The organism is Halorubrum sp. CGM4_25_10-8A (genome assembly GCF_005435025.1).
Taxonomy (GTDB): domain Archaea; phylum Halobacteriota; class Halobacteria; order Halobacteriales; family Haloferacaceae; genus Halorubrum; species Halorubrum ezzemoulense.
The window spans coordinates 139,124-159,394 of record NZ_SGTX01000002.1 but is presented as its reverse complement, the minus strand read 5'-3'; the positions used below and the strand labels follow the sequence as shown (position 1 = coordinate 159,394).

The window sequence follows — 20,271 nt, the reverse complement described above, 5'->3', positions numbered from 1 at the left end:
GCGGGAGGGCGGGGGCCTCACAGCAGGTCGTCGATCTCGTCGTTCTCGAACGCGGCCGCCGGGTCGGGCTTCTCCTCGCGCTCGTCGCGGACCGCCTGCCGAGCGCGCTCCAAGAACGCCTCGACGCGCTGCGAGCGCTCGACCCCCGCGAGGAGGACCAAGGCGGCGATCCGGTCGGAGTCGAGCGGGAAGTCGCCGCCGCGGACCTGCATCGACCCCGTCTCCTCCTGAAGCCACTTCCGCGCCTTCTCCGCGCCCTTCCGGGAGATCCGGTCCGGGTCGCCGGCGACCGCGACGAGGGCGGCGTCGGCGTCGGTGGCGCTCGGCAGCGACAGCCCGGTCATCACCGAACTCCGGACCGCGCTCGTCACGGTGTTGATGTTCTCTTGCGGGTCCTCGGCGGCGGGCGCCGACGCGAACCCGACCGCGGCCATCCCGCCCGCCCGGAGCGTGTTGATCACCTCGCTCGTGTCGACGACGGACTCGGCGACGCCCTCGACCGCCTCGCCGGCGGCGAGGACGAGCCCGATCCGCTTCGCCATCGAGGCGTTGATCGCCTCGTAGCCGCCCTCGACGGACTCGCCCGCCGAGCGCCACGCGTCGTTGTCGAGCAGGATCGTCGCGTCTGACTCGCGGACCAGCGTCTTGAGCGACCGGCCGGCGTTCACCTGATACATCGTCCCCTCGTCGCGACCGGGGAGGACGCCGATGGCGTACACCGGCACGTCGTACACCCGGTTCAGCTCGCGGACGAGGACCGGCGCGCCGCCGGAGCCCGTCCCGCCGCCGAGGCCGGCCACGACGAAGACCGCCTCGGCCTCCGTGGTGACCTTCGGGGCGAGCGCGTCCAACACCTCGACCGCGTCTTCGTCCATCACTTCGGCGCCGAGTTCGTTGTCGCCGCCGACGCCGTGACCGTTGACGCGCGACTGCCCGACGAGGACCGTTTCGAGCGGGAGGGGGTCGAGGTCGGCCGCGGCGGTGTTGACAGCGATCGCGTCGAGGACCGCGCCGTAGCCGGCGTCGGCGTCGAACTCCGCGAGGGCGGTCGTGAGCTTGCCGCCCGCCTGTCCGACGCCGAGGAGGACTGCTTTCATGCCCAGACGTACCGGTTCCCCCGATAATATCCTTTCCCCGACGTTTAAGAGTGAGACCGTGGGCAACAGGCCGCATGACCGACCACGCGCGGGGCGCGGAGCCGACGGACGCGGAAACGGACGCGACGCCGACGGGAGCGGACGGACCGGACGACCGGATCGAGTCTCGGCTCCGCGCCGTCGAGCGCGCGGTGACCGGGAGCGAGGCGCGGCCGGTCGACGCCGCCGCGGACGCAGAGGCGACGGCCGAGCGCGAGCGACTCGAGTCGCGGCTCGACGACCTCGAGGAGCGCGTCGCGGAGTTGGAGGCGGCGACGCAGGCGGTCCGCGGCTACGCCGGAGCGATCCGGGCCGTCAACCGCGAGGTCGAGCGCCGGGCCGACCTCGCGCTCGCGAGAGCGACCGAGGCCGGGCGGGAGAACGAGCGGAGCGGCGGCAGTGTCGGCCGCGAGAGCAGCGCGAGCGACGGGCAGCGGGCCGACGACACCGTTCCGTCGGAGGGCGCCCTCGACGCCGCCCTGCCGGACGATCGCTCGCGGTCCGGACCGCGTACCGGCGGCAGCGGAACCGACGAGGCCGCCGGGGACGGCGACGGCGGGGCGTGGGCGACGGACGCGCTCGACCGCCTCCGGGAGTCGCTGTGAGCGAGCCGTGATCCGCGTGGCCCTCACCGTCCTCGTGGCAGTCGCGCTGCTGACGGCGTCGATGCCCGCGGTCGAGACGGCCCGGACCGCGACGACGGCGGACCGGATCGGCGCCGAGGCGGACCGTCTGGAGCGGGCGATCGGCGGCGTAGTCGCCGGATCGTCGCCCGTAGACGACCCCGCCCTGGCGGCGCAGGCGACGGTGCGTTTCCGGATCCCGACTGGGTTCGCCGCGGCGGAGGTCGACCGCGTCGCGCTCGTCGAGCCGCCGGACAGGCCGGGCGGCGTCGTGCTCGCGTACCGCGTCGAGGACCGGCCGAAGCGCACGGTCCGCGTCGGAACGGGACCGGTGGAGGTGACTGTCGATCTCGGCGGCGGACCGATCGAACTTCGCCCGGGCGGGACGAACCGCATTCGGCTCCGGTACGTCGACGACGAGGGGCCGACGGTCCGGATCAACCGAGCGGGGTAGACCGGGGCGGAGGGACGCGACGGCGCGGGACAGAATAGATTACGACAGGGCAGACCGGGACGACGCGGATCGTTTCGAGACGCGGCGGAACGGAACGGCGGGACGGCCGACGACTTATATATCAAACCGCGGGCACGCCCGTCATGAACCTCGGTATCACCGATCAACTCGCCGACGGGGCCGGCGAGACGCCGCTCCGAGCGCTCCCGTGGGTCGACGAGGACCGCGACGAGTGTCGGTGCGAGCCGGCGTTTCGCGAGCCCGTGGGAACTGGCGTCGAGGACAGGGTTATACTCGACGTCGACGCCGGCGCGTGTCCCGGACGCGGCGACCTCGCCGCGAGCGCCGACTGTCTCGCGACCGTCGTGGAGGCGCTCGGCGACCGCGACGCCGACGTGATCAGGACACGACACCGCGGCCGCGAGCGGTCGTACGCCGACCGCGCGGCCGACCTCCTGACCGCCGCCGGACGGTTCCGCGAGCGGGTCGGGTTCCGTGAGGAGCGGCTCGCCGAACGAGTCCTCCGCGACCCGCTCGGCGCCGCGGTAGAGGCCGCCGGGCGGGCGGGCCCTACGAAGCGCATCGCGGCCGAAACGGGGCTGCTGTCGGCCGCGGAGGATCTCGGCGGCGGCGAGAACTGGCCCGAGAGCGACGGCGTTCTGAGCGATCGCCTGCGGGCCCACGTCGGTCCGACGGCCGCGACCGCACGAGTCGCGGCCTCGCCGCCGCCGGGTGCGACGCTGGTCGATCGCTGGACGGTGCCGACCGGGGCGACGGTCCGGCTCTACGACGGCGACGACTCCCTCAGGACGTACCACCTCACGCCGCCGACGGTCGATCTGGACGCCGACGCCGTAGCGACGCTGGCCGCGGCGCGAGACCGGCTGCTCGACGACCCCCGCGGCGGCGACAGGGCCCCCGGACGAGCGGTGCGGGCGGCGGCGGAAGACGGCGACCCGGTCGCCGATCTGACGGAGATCCTGCGCCGACACACGCACGGCTACGGCGTGTTCGAACACGTCTTCGCCGACGAGAGGGTGAGCGACGCGACGGTGACGGCGCCGGTCGCGGAGAACCCGCTCCGCGTCGTGCTCGACGGGGAGCGGTGCCGGACGAACGTGCGGCTCCCCCCGGAAGGGGCCGCCACGCTCGCGTCGCGGCTCCGCCGGTCGAGCGGTCGGGCGTTCTCGCGGGCCACGCCGACGCTCGAGTCCGAAACCGGTCGGGTCAGGGTCGCCGCGGTCACGGCCCCAGCCAGCGACGGGCTCTCGTTCACGTTCCGACGCGGGGATCCGGAGGCGTGGACGCTCGCGCGACTGGTGTCCGTCGACACCCTCACGCCCGCGGCGGCCGGGCTGTTGTCGGTGGCCGTCGAACGCGGGGTAGCGGGGCTTATCGCGGGCGGCCGGGCAGCCGGGAAGACGACCGCGCTCGGCTCACTGCTGTGGGAATTGCCCGCGGAAACGAGGGCGATCGCAATCGAGGACACGCCGGAACTCCCGGTAGACGCCCTCGCGGACGCCGGGCGAGACGCGCAGCGACTCTGCGTCGGTGACGGGGCCGAACTCGCCCCGGCGGACGCCGTTCGGACGGCGCTCCGGATGGGCGGCGGCGCGATAAGCGTCGGCGAGGTGCGCGGCGAGGAGGCGCAGGCGCTGTACGAGGCGATGCGTGTCGGTGCCGCCGGCGAGACGGTGCTGGGGACGATTCACGGCGAAGACCCGGCCGGGGTGGAGGAACGCGTCGTCACCGACCTCGGCGTCCCCCGCTCGTCGTTCGCCGCGACCGATCTGATCGCCGTGCTCGACGACCACCGCGTGGAGTCGATCGTCGAGGTCGGCGACCGCGACGGCGGCGTGAGCTTCGATCCGCTGTTCGAGCGGACCGAACGGGGACTCGTCGGCACGGGTCGGATCGACCGCGGTGAGAGTCGACTCGTCGAGGCGCTCGGGGGGACGAACGAATCGTACGCGGCGGTTCGGGAGGTCATCGATCGGCGGAGCGACCGGATCCGCGAGGCGGTTCGGGCGGGACGCGTTTCGCCGGCGCGGTACGTCAGGGGAGACGTATCCGGCGATCCGAGCGGAGACGTGGGAGCCCCGGCCGATCGACCACGCGAGGGAGGAGTGAAGCACGGAGGCGGCGCATGAACGAGGACCGGTCGAAACCGACCGAGCGATCGGCTCGTGTCGACGGAGAAGACGACGCGACCGCCTCGAAAGAACTGCGGCGGGCCGTCGCGTTTCTCGGCTGGGGCGTTTCCGCGGAGCGCGTCGTGGCGATCGGGTACCGGGCCGGCGTCGTCGTCGGGGCGGTTGTCGCCGCGGCCGCGGCGCTCGCTGCCGGCGCGGTCGTCGCCGCGCCGGCCGGACTAGCCGCCGCCGTCGGCGGCGTACACGCGGTCCACCGGGCGCCGGTGTGGCTCGCGTCGCTCCGGCGGACGCGGGCGCTGGGCGCGGCGCCGGGGCTCGTCGGGCGGCTCGTGTTGCGGATGCGGCTCGATCCCTCGACGGAGCGTGCGGTGCGGTTCGCCGGCCGGACGGGAGAGGGACCGTTGGCCGCGGCTCTCTCCCGCCACGAACGGGGCTGTGCGGACGGGCCGACGAGCGGCCTTCGAGCGTTCGCTCGCGAGTGGACTCCGTGGTTCCCGGCGATAGACCGCGCCGCCGCGCTGGTCCGGACCGCGGCGACCGCGCCGCCGGAGCGCCGCGGGCGGTGCCTCGACCGCGCCCTCGACGCGACGCTTTCGGGGACGACCGATCGGCTCGCGTCGTTCGTCGGCTCCGTCCGCGGGCCGGTCTCGGCGCTGTACGCGTTCGGCGTGCTGCTCCCGCTGGCACTCATCGCGCTCCTTCCCGCGGGCGCCGCCGCCGGCGTCGCGGTGGGTTCCGGACTCGTCGCCGGCCTGTACCTGATCGCGCTTCCGGGCGGGCTGGTGGCCGCCTCGGCGTGGCTGCTCTCCCGTCGCCCGGTGGCGTTTCCGCCGCCGCAGATCGGCGGAGACCATCCCGACGTGCCGGACCGACGCGGCCACGCGTTGGTCGTCGGCTGCGCCCTCGGTGCGGCCGCGGCCGCCGTCGCCGCGCGAGTCGTCGCGCCGTGGGCGTGGCCGGTCGCGGGGGTCGGCGTCGGAGTCGGGAGCGCGCTGTTCGTCCTCGCGCGACCCCGCCGCGCGGTGCTGTCCGAGGTCCGAGGCGTCGAGCGGGGGCTGCCGGACGCGATGACCGTGATCGGCGGAGACGTGGCGGAGGGGGTCGCGGTCGAGACCGCGGTCGCGAACGCCGGCGAGCGGCTCGACGGCGCGACCGGCGAGGTGTTCGAGCGCGCCGGTCGGCGGAGCGACACGCTGCGCGTCGGCGTCCGCGAGGCGTTTCTCGGACAGGGCGGGCCGGCCGCGGACGTGCCGTCGTCCCGGGTTCGCGGGGCGATCGCGCTGCTCTCCGTCGCCGCGCGGGAGGGGCGTCCCGCCGGCGACGTCCTGTTGGAGCTCGCCGACCAGCTGGAGTCGCTACGGGAACTCGAACGCGACGCGCGCCGCCAGCTCGCGACCGTGACGGGGACGCTCTCGAACACCGCGGCGGTGTTCGCGCCGCTCGTGGGTGGAGCGACCGTCGCGCTCGCGACCGGGATCGACGCCGCCGATGTCGGGAGCCTGGGAGCCGGAGCGGCAGCGGGCGCCGACGCGCTCGGCGGAGGCGGACTGGGCGCGGAGAGCGGAGTGGCCGCTGGCGGGAGCGGGGCGGCGAGCGACGGCGCGAGGACCGGCGGAACGGCTGCCCTGTCGGTGCCGGTGCTCGGACGGATCGTGGGGACGTACGTGCTGTTGCTCGCCGCCCTCCTCACCGGGCTGGCGACCGGACTGGAGCGCGGGTTCGATCGGACGTTGGTGGCCTATCGGGTCGGGATCGCGCTGCCGACGGCGACGGCCACGTTCCTCGTCGCGTTCGCCGGCGCCGGACTCCTGTTCTGAGCCCGATCGGTGGGGCAGTCGGCCCTCGATCGACCGCGACGCTCGGGGCCGATCGTTTATGTATGAAAGCGCGGCCAGCCGCGCCATGTTCGAGACGCACCTCGACGCCACGTACGCGTGGCTCGGCTTGGCCGTCGTGAGCGTCGCGGCCGTCGGCGTGGCCGCCGCGTTCCCGGCGTCGCCGCCGCCGGACGCGGACGGCGTCGCGCGCACCGTCGATTCGGTCGCGGACGGGTCGTACCCGGCGACGGCGGAACACGGTATCGCGGCGGACAGACTCCGGCTCGCGGAGGGATCCGTCTCGCTTAGAGACGAGCGAGGGACGGCGCGGGCGACGCTCGATGCCCCGCGGATCACCCCGGTCGTCCGACCGACAGCGGGGGTGACGCCGGGCGCGGCGACGGACGCCCGGCTTCGGCGCGTCCTCGACGGCGCCCCTCCGGACGCAGCGTTCGACGATCCGGCGTCGTTCGCGGCGGCCGCCGAGCGTGCGCGAGCGGCGGACGCGAGGTGGACGACCGCACCGAGGCGGATAACGGTCCGGCGCGTACACTACGGTGACGTCCGGGTCACGCTGGTCGGGTGATCTCGCGTGTCGCGTGACTCCACGGAATCCGGCGCGTCGGCGACTCGGAACGGACCGAGCGCGGCGTTCCCGACCGCCGACCGTGCCGCCGTCGAGCCGATCGCCGCGCTCGTCGCGGTGGTGGTCGTCGGACTCGCGTTGGGGCTATACGCCGGCGCCTTCGCGGACGCGGCGCCGGACGACCGTCGGTCGGCCGCGAAGTCGGCGCTGGACCGGGTCGAGGGGAGGGTCACCGTCGGCGGCGTCCTCGACCCGGACCGGATGCGGCGGGTCGAAGCGCCGGGGACCGCGATCGCGATCGAACTGGAGGCGGACGGCGAGCGGTGGTTGGCCGCGTCGGGGCCGGACGCGCCGGGACCGCCGGGAGTCCGGACCCCGGAAGCGGTCGCGGTCGCCGAGCGACGGGTGACGGTCCGCGTGGCGCCGGGCCGTAACGTCCGCGGAACGCTCCGGGCGGTGGTGTGGCGGTGACCAGCACCGTCCTCGACGTGACCGTGCTGCTGCTTTGCGTCTCCGCGAGCGTCGTCGCGCTCGGCGCGAGCGACGCCGGCGGCCCCGACGGCCCGACCGCGACCGACGCCGCCGACCGGCTCGTCACCGAGACCGAGACCGTGGCGTATCCCGACGAGGGCGCGCCGAACGACACCCGACGAATCCACGCGACGCGCGCGGAGTTGCTCGCGCTGGTCGCCGAACGAGTCGGTGACGGGGGCACGAAAACGGCGTTCGACCGCCGCGCGATCGACGCGGTTCACACCGGGATCGGTCCGCGGACGCGCGTCGACGTTGCCCTCGACGGGCCGACGCGGACGGCGGAGAGAGTGGGTGGGGTGCCGGAGCGATACCGGGCGCCTGGCGCGTTTCGAACGACCGAACCGGCGGCCGACTCGTCCGGATCGACCGCGGACGAGACCCGACGGGTGGTCGCCGTCGGACCGGAACCGCCGCGAGACGCCACCGTCGGGGTCGCGGTCGTCAGACAGCCGCTTCCGGCAGGAGTCGACGGCAGTGGGGAATCGGACCGACGCGGAGCGGGTGCTACGGTCCGGATCGTCGTTCGGAGGTGGTGAGCGTGAAGGGCAGCGACTCCCGTCGGGCGGGTTCCGGCCGACGGAGCCGGACGTTCGCGGTCGACGAGCGGGCGCGAGTCCCGTTCGCGCTGGTCGGCGTGCTACTGCTCGTGACGAGTTCGGCGTACGCCGCCGGACTCGCCGAGCAGGGGCTCGTCGGCGAGGACCGCCGCGTCGAACGCGCCGTCGAGCGGGTCGACGCCGACGCCACCGCCGCGCTCAGGAGCGCGGCCCGGGAGGCCGCCCACGAGGCGGCGGCGGAGCCGGTGACGCGGCCACCGAGTGGACCGGGAGCGGCGGCCGAGGCCGTCCGGGAGGGATCGGCCTTCGAGGACGCGTTCCGGATCCGACTCGCGGTCGCCGGATCGAAGGCGCTGGGTGCCGTCGAGAGCGACGTCGGCACCGTGACGGCGACCGCGTCGCTACCGGCCGTCGAGTCGCCGAGCGACCTCGTCGCCGCGCGCGAGCGGGTCCGCGTCGAGCGGGTCGCCAACGGGACCGCGACGCGAGTGACGTTCGAGGGCGTCGCGACGACCGCGACCCGGAACGGGCGAACCGTCGTGAACCGGACGCGGTCCCGAACGGTCACCGTCGCGGTGCCGACGTTGGCCGCTCACGAGCGGACCGAGCGGTTCGAGCGCCGACTCAACCGCGGTCCGGTCGAGGGGCCCGGACTCGGGCGACAGGTCACGGCCAGCCTCTACGCGATGGCGTGGGCCCGGGGGTACGGGCAGTACGCCGGCGCACCGGTCGAGAACGTGGTCGCGAACCGCCACGTGGAGCTGTCGACGAACGCCGGGATCGTCCGCGTCCAGCGGGACGTGTTCGGAACGAGCGATCCCGACGCCCGCGGCGGCGTCGCGCGAGCGACCGCCCGGACCGGTGTGACCGACCTGCTGTCGCCGACCGGCGTCGACGAAGCCTCCTGGACGGACGCCGTCCTCGGAGCGCCGACGCCGACGGCGGAGACCGAGAGAGAGCGGACGGCCTCGGACGGGAACGCGGCGACGAGCGAGGACGCGGCGTTCGACTCGGCCACGGATCCGACGAGCGAGACGGCGTCGGTCGAGGTCGGGCACGCGGCCGACCGCGCCGCGACCCGCGTCCACGACGACCTCGAATCGATCGTGCGGGCGAGCCACCGAGTCGAGGCGACCCTAGAGACGGAGGCGACGCGGGTCGTCGAGGGCGGTCCCGTGAGCCCGGGTCGTCCCCGGTCGCAGCTCGGAGAGCCCTGGCGGCGGGTCGACACGTCGCGGACGGAGCGCGTCCGCGTCGCCGACGGGAGCGACCTCCGAACGGGAACCGACGGCGAGACGGTGTCGGCCGGCGAGTCGGTGTCCTTCGGCGGCGCGACTCGGGAGGTCGTCGTCGAGCGCGCAGCGACAGCGACGTGGGAGCGACGGGTCGTCGAACGGGGACCGAACGGAACGGTACAGGACGTGAGCGTCGACCGCGCCGTGACGAGCGACGAGGCGACGGACCGGTACCGCGTCCGCGTGTCGGTGACCGGGACGTACGCGCCGCGCGACGACGCCCCCGACGGGCCGACGGCGACGTTCGGCGCCGCCGACCGGGACGTTGCCGGGCCCGACCTCGCCGACACGCCGGCGGCCGCGAGGGCAGAGCTGAACGTCGAGACGGCGGGCGACGTCGATCGGATGGCTCGCGACGCCGTCGAACGGGGCGACGAGAGGCGGTCGACGGTCGTGTACGGCGACCGATCGGGCGCCGACCTAGACCGGATCGCGGCGGACATCTCGACGCTGTCGGAGCGCGTCCGCGACCTGGAGACCGAGGCGTCGATGGCCGACGCCGCGGTCGGCGAGTCGACGCCGTACGGCGATCTCGCCGCGGCCGTGCGCGATCGGCGCGACGCGCTACGCGACGCCCCGAGGCGGTACGACGGCGCGGTCGACCGGGGGCGCGTCGCCGCCCGCGTCGCGTATCTCGACGCCGTGATCGGGGAGCTCGAATCGGCGTCGGACGACAGGAAGGCGGCGTCTAACGGAGTTCTCGACCGCGTGAACGACGCGTTCGGTGGACCGCCCGTGGGCGAGGTGATCGCCAGCCGCGAGGCCGCACGCGACCCGGGGACCTACGCGGTCGGCGACGAGGGGCCCGCCGGCGCCGTCACGTTCGCTCCGGAGGGGTCGCCGGGGTATCTCCCGCGGACCGCGGTCGACGGCGAGCGCGTGGAAGGCGTCGACGGCACGACCACGAGGCCGCTCGCGGCTCGAAACGTGAACTACGCCACGCTCCCGTACAGCGACGTCTCCGGCGGGATCGCCGACCGGATTCTCGGCACCGACGACACGGTCCGTCTCGGCGTCGCCGGGCGATCGCTCCTCGCGGCCGACGAGGCCCTCGCGGCGGCCGACGACGACGACCTACGGGCCGACCGAAACGCGCTCGCCGGACGGGTTGACGCCTCGCTGGGACGCGTCGACGACGCGTTACAAGGCCGGCTCGCGAAACGGACCGACCTCTCGCGCGAGCAGCGGAACGCGGTCGTGGAGAGCGTCGCGTCCGAGTACGATTCGCTCGGCGACAGGGCCGTCGCGGTCGGCGACGGCGAGTACCCGAACCGCGTCGCGAGCGAGGCGGCCCGGGTCGGGTCGCTGTCGAGGGCCGAACGGCTCGGCCTCGCGGCGCACCTCCGGGTGGAGACGCGGAAGGCGGCGGGACGGGACGCGGTCCGCGTCCCGGCTCGCTTCGTCGACGCGACGACGACGGCGTCCCGGACGATTCGTCGAGACAGAGTCGAGTCGAAGATCGAGTCCCGCGCCCGGAAGGCGGTCGCGTCGGTGCCGGACGAGCGGGTGCCGAAGCCCGTTCGGAGCGTCGGCGCGGGACTCCCCGTCGCGCCGGTCCCCGGGTACTGGGTGGCGACGGTCAACGCGTGGAACGTTCAGGTGCGCGGAGAGTACCCGCGCTTCGCGCTTCGTGCGAACGTCGGGACGCCCGACCGCCCGTTCGAGTACGTCCGGGAAGCCGACGAGGTCAGCGTCGATGTGAACGGCGAGTCGGTCGCGCTCGGCGCGACGGAGCCGGTCGCGTTCGAGGCGCGGACGGTCGTCGTCGTCGCGGTCCCCGCCGGGCCGCCGGGCGTCGGCGACGTCGACGGGACGCGCGAGGAGACGTCCGGCGGCTGGCCGTGTCCGGGATCGCTGAGCGCGTCGCCCGGAGAGGGGGACGAGTGTACGGAGCATTGAGGGAGGGAGGGAGAACGCGGGCGGCGAAGCGCCGGGACGCGGCCGACCGCAGGCGTTTTGCGACGGCGCGACCCAGAGGGAGTATGTTCCACGAGGTCGTTGACGACCGCGGAAGCGGGCCCGACGTCGACGCGGACGAACCGGCGGCGGCGGAGTTACTCGCGGCCTTCGAGACGCTGGTCACGGAGGCCGCGTCGGGCGTCGACGGCGACCGGCTCGTCGGCGAGGTCGGCCTGACGGAAGCGGACGCGAGCGCCGTCCGCGACGGGGACGTCGCGGCGCTCTCGCTCGCGGACGCGGCGGCCGTCCTCGCGGCGGCGGAGCCGGGGCGCGACGCCGACGCGATGGTCGCGGAGGTGCGCGATCACCTCCTGATGGGGATGGCGACCGCCGTCCTCGACGTCGACGCGATCGCCGCGCGGATCGACGCCGACCTCACCGGGCAGGAGGTCCAACAGGCGCTGGAGGGGCGGACCAGATTAACTCTTGGCCAGCTCGCGGAGATACTCGCGGTCATCGAGCGTCGGAAGCCATGAGAGTCGTCGTCGTCGGCTGCGGCTACGTCGGGCTGGCGCTGGCGGAACAGCTCGACGCCCGCAGCCACGAGGTCGTCGGTGTCCGCCGGTCAAACGCCGGCCTCGACGCGGTCGACGCGGTCGGCTCCGGGGTCGAGGCCGTCCGGGCGGACGCGACCGATCCCGAGTCGCTCTCGGCGCTACCGGACGCGGACGCGGTCGTCTTCGCGGCCAGCTCCGGCGGCCGCGGTGCCGACGCGGCCCGGGAAGTGTACGTCGACGGCTTGGCGAACGTCGTCGACGAGTACGGCTCGCGGGCCGCGCCGCCGGACCGGCTCGTGTACACCTCCTCGACGGGCGTGTACGGTGACCACGACGGCGGGTGGGTCGACGAGGAGACGCCGGTCGACCCGACCACGGAGAAGACCCGCGTCCTCGCCGAGGCCGAGCGGATCGCGACGGAGCGCGCGGCCGACGCCGGGATCGACGGGACCGTCGTCCGGTTCGCGGGGCTGTACGGGCCGGAACGCTACCGGCTGGATCGGTACGTGGATGGCCCGGTGACGGCCGGTTACCTGAACATGGTCCACCGCGACGACGCCGCGGGATCGATTCGACATCTGCTGGAGACGGACCGCGCACGCGACCGCGTCGTCCTCGTCGTTGACGACGAGCCGGTCGGCAAGCACGTGTTCGCCGACTGGCTCGCGGACGCCTGCGGCGTCCGGCGCCCGGAGAAGCTGTCGAAGGACGAGCGGATCGCGGCGGGGAACCTCTCGGCGGCCGCGGAGCGCCGGATCCGAACCAGCAAGCGCTGTTCGAACGCGCTGCTCCGCGAGCTCGGCTACGAGTTCGCTCATCCCACGTTCCGGTCCGGCTACCGCGACGCGGTGCGAGCGTACCGGACGCGGACCGAGTAGCGCGTCTCGGACGGACGGCGGCCGGTTCGGCCCGTCGTCGTCCGACCGCGGTCGGTTCCGTCGGTTTCACTCCGTCAGAACGGTAACGAACCTTCATGTGTCGGGAGCGACTCGACACAACGCATGCGAGCGATGAGCGCGGTCGGCGACCGACTCTCGCAGGCGGAGGCAATGGTCCGGGAGAACCCGGAGATCGCCGTCGCCGGGGCGCTCATCGTCCTGATCGTCGTCGCCGTGGGGCTCGTCGTGCTCCGTGCCCGCCGGACGCCTGGGGTCAGGTTCCGCCGGCTGCTGGCCGACGAGGACGAGATAACGGTGTTGATGCACCCGAACCCGGACCCCGACGCGATGTCGGCCGCGGTCGGCGTGGCCTCGCTCGCCGATCAGGTGGACGTCGACGCAACCGTCCAGTACCCCGGTCAGATCCGTCATCAGGAGAACCGGGCGTTCCGGACGGTCCTCGACTTGGAACTGGAGCCGATCGAACACGTGAGCGACCTCGCGTCGGAATCGGTCGTCTTGGTCGACCACAACGAGCCGCGGGGGTTTGCCGGCGCCGACGGCGTGTTGCCGATGGCCGTCGTCGATCACCACCCCGGCGACGGCGCCGGTGGATCGTTCACCGACGTACGGACCGACTACGGCGCGAGCGCGTCGGTCGTCGCCGAGTACTTTCAGGACAACGACGCGGTCCCCGTCCCGCCGGACAAACACGCGAGCGAGACCGGGAGCGACCTGACGCTGTCGACGGACACGGCGACCGGGCTGTTGTACGGTATCTTGGCCGACACGAAACACCTCACCGTCGGCGCCAGCGAGCCCGACTTCGCGGCGGCCGCGTACCTCTATCCGGGCGTCGATCAGGACCGGCTCGACCGGATCGCGAACCCGGCGGTCGACGCGGAGGTGCTGGAGGTGAAGGCCCGGGCGATCGCCGGCCGTCGCATCGAGGGGTCGTTCGCGGTCGCGGACGTCGGCGGCGTGAACAACGTGGACGCGATCCCGCAGGCCGCGGACGAACTCATCCAGCTGGAAGGAGTCAGCGCGGTCGTGGTGATCGGCGAGCGGGACAAGACCGTCCACCTCTCGGGACGCTCGCGGGACGACCGGGTCCACATGGGTAACGCGATAGCGGCCGTGCTGGACGACGTCGACAACGGGAACGGTGGGGGGCACTCCCGGATGGGCGGCGGTACGATCGAACCGGAGCTCGACCCCACCGGGGAGGAGCCGAAGACCGTCGACCGCGACGCCCTCGCCGACGGGCTGTTCCGGGCGATGGCCGGGGACGTGTGACCGCGATCGACGCGGCGGGCCGGCGGGGCGAGGCGTCCACGCCGGACGTGAGCGTGCGGATTTAAGTTCCGGGCGGCGATCCATCCGCTATGTACATCGCTGACGCGCTCGACGACGGGTGGCTCGCGCTCGCCGGCGTCGGCGCCGGCTACGGTATCGCGGTCGGACTGGTGTTCCTGCTGGTCTTCGTCGTCCCGTACCTAGCCGTCACGGCGCTGTAACGAGGCGCTTTCGTCAACGCCCGAGGGGTGAAAACGGCGATCGGCGGGTCTCGATCTGTGGTCGTCCGGGTCTCAGGCGAACGCCAGCGAGTCGTCGGCGTTCGTCTCCTCGTCCTGCCGGAGCTTCTCGTGGGCCTCGAGGAAGTCGTCGAGCGTGACCTCCGTGCGGTCGTCGCGGATAGCGAACATCCCGGCCTCAGTACAGATCGCCTTGATGTCGGCGCCGGAGGCGTCCGGTGTCAGCTCGGCGAGTTCCGCGAAGTCGACCCCGTCGGCGAGGTTCATGTTGCGGGTGTGGATCTGGAAGATGATCTCGCGGCCCTCGGTCTCCGGCTTGGGAACCTCGATGAGCCGGTCGAAGCGGCCGGGACGGAGGATCGCGGGGTCGAGCATGTCGAAGCGGTTGGTGGCGGCGATGATGCGGACCTCGCCGCGCTCGTCGAAGCCGTCCATCTCGCTGAGTAGCTGCATCATCGTGCGCTGGACCTCGGCGTCGCCCGAAGTCTTCGAGTCCGTCCGCTTCGAGGCGATGGCGTCGATCTCGTCGATGAAGAGGACGGCGGGCTGGTTCTCGCGGGCGACCTCGAACAGGTCCCGGACCAGCTTCGCGCCCTCGCCGATGAACTTGTGTACCAGCTCGGAGCCGGCCATCTTGATGAACGTCGCGTCCGTCTCGTTGGCGACCGCCTTCGCGAGCATCGTCTTTCCGGTGCCCGGCGGGCCGTACAGCAGCACGCCGCTCGGGGGCGTGATGCCCACGTCCTCGAACATGTCGGGGTGTTCGAGGGGCATCTCGACCGTCTCGCGGACCTCCGTCATCTGGTCTTCGAGCCCGCCGATGTCGGCGTAGGTGACATCCGGGGAGTGTTCGACCTGCATCACGCGGGCGCGGACGTCGGTCTCCTTCTCCAGCTTCTTGACCACCGAAAGCGAGTTGTTGACCGCGACGCGGTCGTCGGGGTCGAGCTGCTCGCGCAGCTCGTCGGTGATCTCGGTGAGCGCCTCCTGGTTGTTCCCGTGCTGTTTGATCACGGCGCCGTCTGGCGTTATCTCTTGGACCGTCGCCACGAACAGCGGGGACTGCTTCAGCTTCTTGTTCTCGTGAGTGAGCCGCTCGAGCTTCTGCTGGTACTTGTTGTTCTCCGCGTTGGCGTCGAGGAGCTTGTCGCGCATCTCCTCGTTTTGCGACTCGAGGACGTCGAGCCGCTCCTGTAAGGAGTCGATCTTCTCTTGTTTCGACGCCGAGCCCTCGTAAGGCATGTCGACGTCGTCGACCGTATCGCTCATTGTGTTTATTAAAGGGTCTCGCGGATAAGAGGCTTCGGGTGGGGGCACGATGGCGGCCGTACCGCCGGCGAACCACCGAACGACGGCGGTCCGGGTCTACGCTGATTCGCAGGTTTGACGGGAGATGATTCCCAGTAGTAATCAAAATGGATAGTAAATATTATTATCCGGCATGCCAAGGATCGGTATACGAATGAGCACGACCGACGCCGTCACCGCCGACGACGGGACCGCGGACCGCTGGGCGGCCGTTCGCGACCTGCCGCCGAGCGCCAAGCTGGTCGCGAAGGTGTTAGACTACAACGACACGCTGACGCAGAGCGAACTGGCCGAGGAGACGCTGCTCCCGCCCCGGACGGTCCGGTACGCGCTGTCGCGGCTCGAGGAGGAGGACGTCGTCGACTCGCGGTTCTCCTTCACTGACGCCCGCAAGCGGCTGTACTCGCTGGGTATCTGAGCGCGGACCGCCCGATCCGCCGCCGACGCTGACGCCCGGACCGCCCGCGTGCGACGATTTATCGGCGATACCGCGGCAGTCGTCCCGTGGTCTCGACTACCGCCGTCAAGCGCGCGCTGGCCGCGCTCGCGACTCGAACCGACACCGCGAGACGTCCGTACGTCGCCGTGATCGACGAGGCGGACGCCGCGCGATCCGACCTCCGGCGCGCGGCCGGATTCGTCGACGCGATCGGGCTCGACGGGCTGGCGGAAGCGATTGACGCCGCGGACCGCGCGGACGACGACGCCGCCGTCGAGCGGGGGCGCGACGCGCTCGCCGCGTACCGGTCGTTCCGGCGGGCGGCGGCGGGCGACGCCCCCGGAAACGGCCGCGAGGCGAACGCCGGGAGCGACGCCGACCGAGACAGCATCGGCGACCGAGCCGGCGGCGCCGAGCGCGATCACTTCCGCTCCGGCCCCGGAATCCCTAAGCCGGACACCGGCCAAGACGCGGACAGATGACACGGGTGATCCACACCGGCGACACCCACATCGGGTACTCGCAGTACCACTCGCCGGTCAGACGCCAGGACTTCCTCGACGCCTTCGAGGCCGTGGTCGACGACGCGGTCGACGGCGGCGTCGACGCGGTCGTCCACGCGGGCGACCTCTTCCACGACCGCCGGCCCGACCTCCAAGACCTGATGGGGACGATTTCCGTCCTCCGTCGGCTCGACGACGCCGGAATCCCCTTCCTCGCGGTCGTCGGTAACCACGAGTCGACGCGGGGCGGCCAGTGGCTCGACCTCTTCGAGCGGCTGGGGCTCGCCACCCGGCTCGGCGACGAGCCGGTCGTCGTGGGCGACACCGCCTTCTACGGCCTCGACCACGTCCCCGTCTCGCGGCGCGACGACCTCGACTACGCCTTCGCCGACCACGACGCCGACTACGCCGCCTTGGTCGCGCACGGTCTCTTCGAGCCGTTCGGCTACGCCGACTGGGACACCGAGACCGTGCTGACGGAGAGCGACGTCGCCTTCGACGCGATGCTCCTCGGCGACAACCACACCCCGGACACCGCCGAGGTCGCAGACACGTGGGTCACGTACCCCGGGTCGACGGAGCGCGCGAGCGCGAGCGAACGCGAGGGCCGCGGCTACAACCTCGTCGTCTTCGACGCCGACACGGCGGGCGGCGACGACCGCGTGGAGATCCGGCGCCGCGCGCTCGACACGCGCCCGTTCGTCTTCGTCTCCGTCGAACTGCGCGAGGGCGAGGGCGAGTCGCGGGTCCGCGAGCGCGTGCGCAAGTTCGACCTCGCGGAGGCGGTCGTCCACGTGGAGATCACCGGGGAGGGTGACCCGGTGACGCCGGCTGCCGTCGAGGAGTTCGCGACCGACGAGGGCGCGCTCATCGCGCGCGTCGTCGACCGACGCGAGGTCGACGCCGACGGCGAGGTGGACGTGAGCTTCGCCGACCCGGAGGACGCGGTCCGCGACCGACTCGACGAGATGGCGCTCTCGAGCGCCGCGCGCGACGTGGAGCGCGCGGTCCGCGAGGACACCGTCTCCGACGCGAACGTCCGCGAGACGGTGAAACGCAGGGTCGAGGAGCGGCTGGACGGAGACGGTGATCTCGACGCGTTCGACGCCGTCGAGGCCGGCGGCGACGGAGCCGAATCGGACGCCGACGGAGACGAATCGGACGGCGGCGGAACCGAACCGAACGGCGACGCGTCGGAGCCGACGGAGCCGAACACCGAGCCGGAGGCCGCGGAGCCCGAGGACTCCGACCCGGCGTCGACGGATGGCCAAGTCTCCATGGAGGACTACCTGTGAAGTTCGACCGCGTCCGCCTCGCGAACTTCAAGCCGTACGGCGACGCCGACCTGCGGCTGACCGAGGGCGTCACCGTGATCCACGGGCTCAACGGCAGCGGGAAGTCGTCGCTGCTTGAGGCCTGCTTCTTCGCGCTGTACGGGTCGAAGGCGCTCGACGGGACCCTCGGAGACGTCATCACGAACGGCGAGGAGGAGACGGAGGTCGAACTGTGGTTCACCCACGACGGCGTCTCCTACCGGGTCGAGCGGCGACTCAAATCGTACGACGGTCGGATCGACCACAAGTGTACGCTCGAGTCGACCGACGGGAGCGACGTGGCCCGCGACGGCGCGCGCGCCGTCCGCGAGTTCGTCACCGAACTGCTGCGCATGGACGCCGAGGCGTTCGTCAACTGCGCGTACGTCCGGCAGGGCGAGGTGAACAAGCTGATCAACGCGACGCCCCGGGAGCGGCAGGACACGATCGACGACCTCCTCCAGCTCGGGAAGCTGGAGGAGTACCGCGAGCGCGCCGGTGACGCCCGGCTCGGCGTCGAGGACGTGCTGGAGAACCGCCGCGGGCGGCTCGACCAGCTCGACGAGCAGATCGCCGCGAAGGAGGACCGCGACCTCCACGCGCGGCTCAACGAGCTTGAGGGCGAGCTCGGCGACGTCACCGACGACATCGACCGGTACGAGGCCCAGCGCGAGCAGGCGAAGGAGACGCGCGACGCGGCCGCGGAGACGCTGGAGACCCACGCGGAAAAGCGGGAGGAGCTGGAGTCGGTCGAGGCCGAGATCGACGAGATCGAGGCCGCGATCCGGGAGGCCGAGCGCGATCGCGACGACCACCGCGACGCGATCGGCGAGGCCCGCGAGCGGATCGCCGAGGTCGAGGCCGCGATCGACGACCGACTCGACGACGCCGGCCTCGACGCGCCGACCGAGGCGGCCGTCGCGAACCGGCGCGCGGAACTCGACGACCGTGAGGAATCGGTCCGCACGGACCTCGACGACGCGCGGGTGAACGCCGAGGGGCTGCGGAACCAAGCGACGAACCTCGCCGGGAAGGCCGACGACCGCACCGAGCGCGCGGAGGAGATCGAGTCCGAGGCCGACGACCTCGACGACGAGGCCGAGACGGCGGCGGAGGAGGCGGCGGAGCGCGAGTCGTCGATCGGGACGCTCCGCGAGGAGGCGGCGGAGCTCCGCGAACGGTTCGCGGCCGCCGACGTCGACCGCGACGGCGTCGCCGACGAGCGCGAGACGCTGCGCGACGAGCGGGGAGAGATCCGCGAGCGAATCGCCGAGCTGTCGGCGGAGCTGAAGAACGCCCGCGAGCGCGTCGAGGAGGCGGAGGCGCTGCTCGCGGCCGGGAAGTGCCCGGAGTGCGGCCAGTCGGTCGAGGACTCGCCGCACGCGAGCGGGATCGACGAGGATCGCGAGCGAGTGGCGGAGCTCGAATCCGAGCTGGAGGCCGCCCGCGAGCGCGAGGGCGACCTCGACGAGCAGGTCGCGGAGTTGGACGAGCTCGCGAGCGCGGCGGACAGACTCGACGAGATCGACGAGCGGATCGCGACCCTCGAAGAGCGCGCCGAGGAGAAGCGCGCGGCGGCGGAGCGGAAGCGCGAGCAGGCCGCGGAGAAACGCGAGCGCGCCGCCGAGCTCCGCGCTGAGGCCGAGGACACGCGTGAGGTCGCCGCGGAGAAGCGCGAGGAGGCGGAGGCCGCCGCGGCGCGCGTCGAGGAACTCGAAGCCGATCTGGAGGCGGTCGCGGACGCCCGTGAGGCGGTGACGGCGGTCGAGGAGCGCCTGTCGGCGATCGCGGACGCCGAAGACGAGATCGAGCGGCGCCGCGAGAAGCGCGAGAACCTGGCGGAGGTGAACGACGAGCGGCGCGACCGACTGGCGGACAAGCGCGAGCGGCGCGACGAGCTCGCCGACGCCGTCGACGAGTCCGCCGTCGAGACGGCGAAAGAGCGGAAGGAAGAGGCGGTGGAGTACCTCGAGAGGGTCGCCGGCGAGCTCGAGCGACTCGACGAGCGGAGAGAGGAGCTTCAGAACGCGATCGGCGGAGTGAAAGGCGACATCCGCGAGCTAGAGGGGCTCCGGGAGGAGCGCGAAGCGCTCGGCGATCGGGTGGACGCGCTCGAGACGCTCCACGAAGAGACGAGCGAGCTGGAGACGATGTACGGCGACCTGCGGGCGGAGCTCCGCCAGCGCAACGTCACCGAGCTGGAGCGCACGCTCAACGAGACGTTCGAGCTCGTCTACGGGAACGACGCCTATTCGCACATCGAGCTCGACGGCGAGTACGTCCTCACCGTCTACCAGAAGGACGGCGAGCCGCTCGACCCCGAGCAGCTCTCCGGCGGGGAGCGCGCCCTCTTCAACCTCTCGCTGCGCTGCGCGATCTACCGGCTGCTCTCGGAGGGGATCGAGGGCGCGGCGCCGACGCCGCCGCTCATCCTCGACGAGCCGACGGTGTTCCTCGACTCCGGGCACGTCTCGCGGCTCGTCCGGCTGGTCGAGGAGATGCGCGGGTTCGGCGTGCGCCAGATCGTCATCGTGAGCCACGACGACGAGCTGGTGGGCGCGGCCGACGAGCTGGTCACCGTCGAGAAGGACCCGCGCTCGAACCGCTCGACCGTCCGCCGGGAGGACGCGGCGGAGCTCGACGTCGCGTCGCTCGCGGACGACTGAGCGTCACCGCCGCTTCAC

The 20,271-nt window shown here is 72.7% G+C and carries 18 protein-coding genes; 16 read left to right on the top strand and 2 right to left on the bottom strand.

The features are described 5' to 3' along the window. Positions 1 to 17: 17 nt before the first annotated feature. Entirely contained in the window at positions 18 to 1,097 is a 1,080-nt protein-coding gene (locus EXE52_RS03120) for a tubulin/FtsZ family protein (RefSeq protein WP_089308823.1), read from the bottom strand. Between the two features lie 74 nt (positions 1,098 to 1,171). On the opposite strand from EXE52_RS03120, the gene EXE52_RS03115 reads away from it, so the two are divergent. From EXE52_RS03115 to EXE52_RS18960, 12 genes are all read left to right on the top strand, one after another. After that, complete coding sequence (locus tag EXE52_RS03115; protein ID WP_086216920.1) at positions 1,172 to 1,741, top strand: hypothetical protein; 570 nt, start codon at positions 1,172 to 1,174, stop codon at positions 1,739 to 1,741. 7 nt (positions 1,742 to 1,748) lie between these two features. Continuing rightward, positions 1,749 to 2,213 (top strand): hypothetical protein, encoded by a 465-nt coding sequence (locus tag EXE52_RS03110; RefSeq protein WP_089308822.1) that lies wholly within the window; start codon positions 1,749 to 1,751, stop codon positions 2,211 to 2,213. A gap of 143 nt (positions 2,214 to 2,356) precedes the next feature. Then, positions 2,357 to 4,363, top strand: a complete 2,007-nt coding sequence (locus EXE52_RS03105) for an ATPase, T2SS/T4P/T4SS family (protein ID WP_089308821.1) — start codon at positions 2,357 to 2,359, stop codon at positions 4,361 to 4,363. Beyond that, complete coding sequence (locus EXE52_RS03100; protein WP_089308820.1) at positions 4,360 to 6,183, top strand: type II secretion system protein; 1,824 nt, start codon at positions 4,360 to 4,362, stop codon at positions 6,181 to 6,183. The genes EXE52_RS03105 and EXE52_RS03100 overlap by 4 nt, the downstream gene beginning before the upstream one ends. Before the next feature lie 85 nt (positions 6,184 to 6,268). Beyond that, positions 6,269 to 6,769 (top strand): hypothetical protein, encoded by a 501-nt coding sequence (locus EXE52_RS03095; protein WP_049931733.1) that lies wholly within the window; start codon positions 6,269 to 6,271, stop codon positions 6,767 to 6,769. A 6-nt stretch (positions 6,770 to 6,775) separates the two neighbouring features. Beyond that, on the top strand, positions 6,776 to 7,240 hold the full coding sequence (locus tag EXE52_RS03090; RefSeq protein ID WP_049931732.1) for a hypothetical protein: 465 nt from the start codon (positions 6,776 to 6,778) through the stop codon (positions 7,238 to 7,240). After that, positions 7,231 to 7,839: a hypothetical protein gene (locus EXE52_RS03085; RefSeq protein WP_049931731.1), complete on the top strand. Its 609-nt coding sequence runs from the start codon at positions 7,231 to 7,233 to the stop codon at positions 7,837 to 7,839. The genes EXE52_RS03090 and EXE52_RS03085 overlap by 10 nt, the downstream gene beginning before the upstream one ends. Then, the gene (locus EXE52_RS03080) at positions 7,833 to 11,054 is read left to right on the top strand and encodes a hypothetical protein (RefSeq protein ID WP_089308819.1); all 3,222 of its coding nucleotides are present in this window, start codon (positions 7,833 to 7,835) and stop codon (positions 11,052 to 11,054) included. Before EXE52_RS03085 ends, EXE52_RS03080 begins: the two co-directional genes overlap by 7 nt. Positions 11,055 to 11,137: 83 nt before the next feature. Beyond that, positions 11,138 to 11,590, top strand: coding sequence for a DUF5791 family protein (locus tag EXE52_RS03075; protein ID WP_086216871.1), 453 nt, complete (start codon positions 11,138 to 11,140; stop codon positions 11,588 to 11,590). Further along, positions 11,587 to 12,489 carry an NAD-dependent epimerase/dehydratase family protein gene (locus EXE52_RS03070; protein WP_049931726.1) on the top strand — a complete coding sequence of 301 codons (903 nt, stop codon included), beginning with the start codon at positions 11,587 to 11,589 and terminating at the stop codon, positions 12,487 to 12,489. Before EXE52_RS03075 ends, EXE52_RS03070 begins: the two co-directional genes overlap by 4 nt. 123 nt (positions 12,490 to 12,612) lie before the next feature. Beyond that, complete coding sequence (locus tag EXE52_RS03065; RefSeq protein ID WP_049931724.1) at positions 12,613 to 13,785, top strand: bifunctional oligoribonuclease/PAP phosphatase NrnA; 1,173 nt, start codon at positions 12,613 to 12,615, stop codon at positions 13,783 to 13,785. A gap of 89 nt (positions 13,786 to 13,874) precedes the next feature. Continuing rightward, positions 13,875 to 14,006: a hypothetical protein gene (locus tag EXE52_RS18960; RefSeq protein WP_254921855.1), complete on the top strand. Its 132-nt coding sequence runs from the start codon at positions 13,875 to 13,877 to the stop codon at positions 14,004 to 14,006. Between the two features lie 72 nt (positions 14,007 to 14,078). Here the strand turns inward: EXE52_RS18960 and EXE52_RS03060 are convergent, their stop codons facing one another. Then, positions 14,079 to 15,293 carry a proteasome-activating nucleotidase gene (locus tag EXE52_RS03060; RefSeq protein WP_049931723.1) on the bottom strand — a complete coding sequence of 405 codons (1,215 nt, stop codon included), beginning with the start codon at positions 15,291 to 15,293 and terminating at the stop codon, positions 14,079 to 14,081. A 193-nt stretch (positions 15,294 to 15,486) separates the two neighbouring features. Here EXE52_RS03060 and EXE52_RS03055 point away from each other — a divergent pair, with 193 nt between their 5' ends. The 4 genes from EXE52_RS03055 to rad50 all read left to right on the top strand — a co-directional run bounded on the left by EXE52_RS03055 (position 15,487) and on the right by rad50 (position 20,253). After that, a complete protein-coding gene (locus EXE52_RS03055; RefSeq protein WP_049931722.1) occupies positions 15,487 to 15,750 on the top strand; it encodes a helix-turn-helix domain-containing protein in 264 nt (87 codons plus the stop codon). Positions 15,751 to 15,836: 86 nt separating this feature from the next. Beyond that, positions 15,837 to 16,253 (top strand): hypothetical protein, encoded by a 417-nt coding sequence (locus EXE52_RS03050; protein ID WP_089308818.1) that lies wholly within the window; start codon positions 15,837 to 15,839, stop codon positions 16,251 to 16,253. Further along, entirely contained in the window at positions 16,250 to 17,569 is a 1,320-nt protein-coding gene (gene mre11 / locus EXE52_RS03045; protein ID WP_089308817.1) for a DNA double-strand break repair protein Mre11, read from the top strand. Before EXE52_RS03050 ends, mre11 begins: the two co-directional genes overlap by 4 nt. Further along, positions 17,566 to 20,253: a DNA double-strand break repair ATPase Rad50 gene (gene rad50, locus EXE52_RS03040; protein WP_094580724.1), complete on the top strand. Its 2,688-nt coding sequence runs from the start codon at positions 17,566 to 17,568 to the stop codon at positions 20,251 to 20,253. The genes mre11 and rad50 overlap by 4 nt, the downstream gene beginning before the upstream one ends. Positions 20,254 to 20,271: the final 18 nt, after the last annotated feature.

What these genes read in the sequence shown, in the direction of transcription:
- EXE52_RS03120 (WP_089308823.1), bottom strand. Translation starts at nt 1,097, where the DNA reads ATGAAAGCAGTCCTCCTCGGCGTCGGACAGGCGGGCGGCAAGCTCACG.
- EXE52_RS03115 (WP_086216920.1), top strand. Translation starts at nt 1,172, where the DNA reads ATGACCGACCACGCGCGGGGCGCGGAGCCGACGGACGCGGAAACGGAC.
- EXE52_RS03105 (WP_089308821.1), top strand. Translation starts at nt 2,357, where the DNA reads ATGAACCTCGGTATCACCGATCAACTCGCCGACGGGGCCGGCGAGACG.
- EXE52_RS03100 (WP_089308820.1), top strand. Translation starts at nt 4,360, where the DNA reads ATGAACGAGGACCGGTCGAAACCGACCGAGCGATCGGCTCGTGTCGAC.
- EXE52_RS03095 (WP_049931733.1), top strand. Translation starts at nt 6,269, where the DNA reads ATGTTCGAGACGCACCTCGACGCCACGTACGCGTGGCTCGGCTTGGCC.
- EXE52_RS03075 (WP_086216871.1), top strand. Translation starts at nt 11,138, where the DNA reads ATGTTCCACGAGGTCGTTGACGACCGCGGAAGCGGGCCCGACGTCGAC.
- EXE52_RS03070 (WP_049931726.1), top strand. Translation starts at nt 11,587, where the DNA reads ATGAGAGTCGTCGTCGTCGGCTGCGGCTACGTCGGGCTGGCGCTGGCG.
- EXE52_RS03065 (WP_049931724.1), top strand. Translation starts at nt 12,613, where the DNA reads ATGCGAGCGATGAGCGCGGTCGGCGACCGACTCTCGCAGGCGGAGGCA.
- EXE52_RS18960 (WP_254921855.1), top strand. Translation starts at nt 13,875, where the DNA reads ATGTACATCGCTGACGCGCTCGACGACGGGTGGCTCGCGCTCGCCGGC.
- EXE52_RS03060 (WP_049931723.1), bottom strand. Translation starts at nt 15,293, where the DNA reads ATGAGCGATACGGTCGACGACGTCGACATGCCTTACGAGGGCTCGGCG.
- EXE52_RS03055 (WP_049931722.1), top strand. Translation starts at nt 15,487, where the DNA reads ATGAGCACGACCGACGCCGTCACCGCCGACGACGGGACCGCGGACCGC.
- mre11 (WP_089308817.1), top strand. Translation starts at nt 16,250, where the DNA reads ATGACACGGGTGATCCACACCGGCGACACCCACATCGGGTACTCGCAG.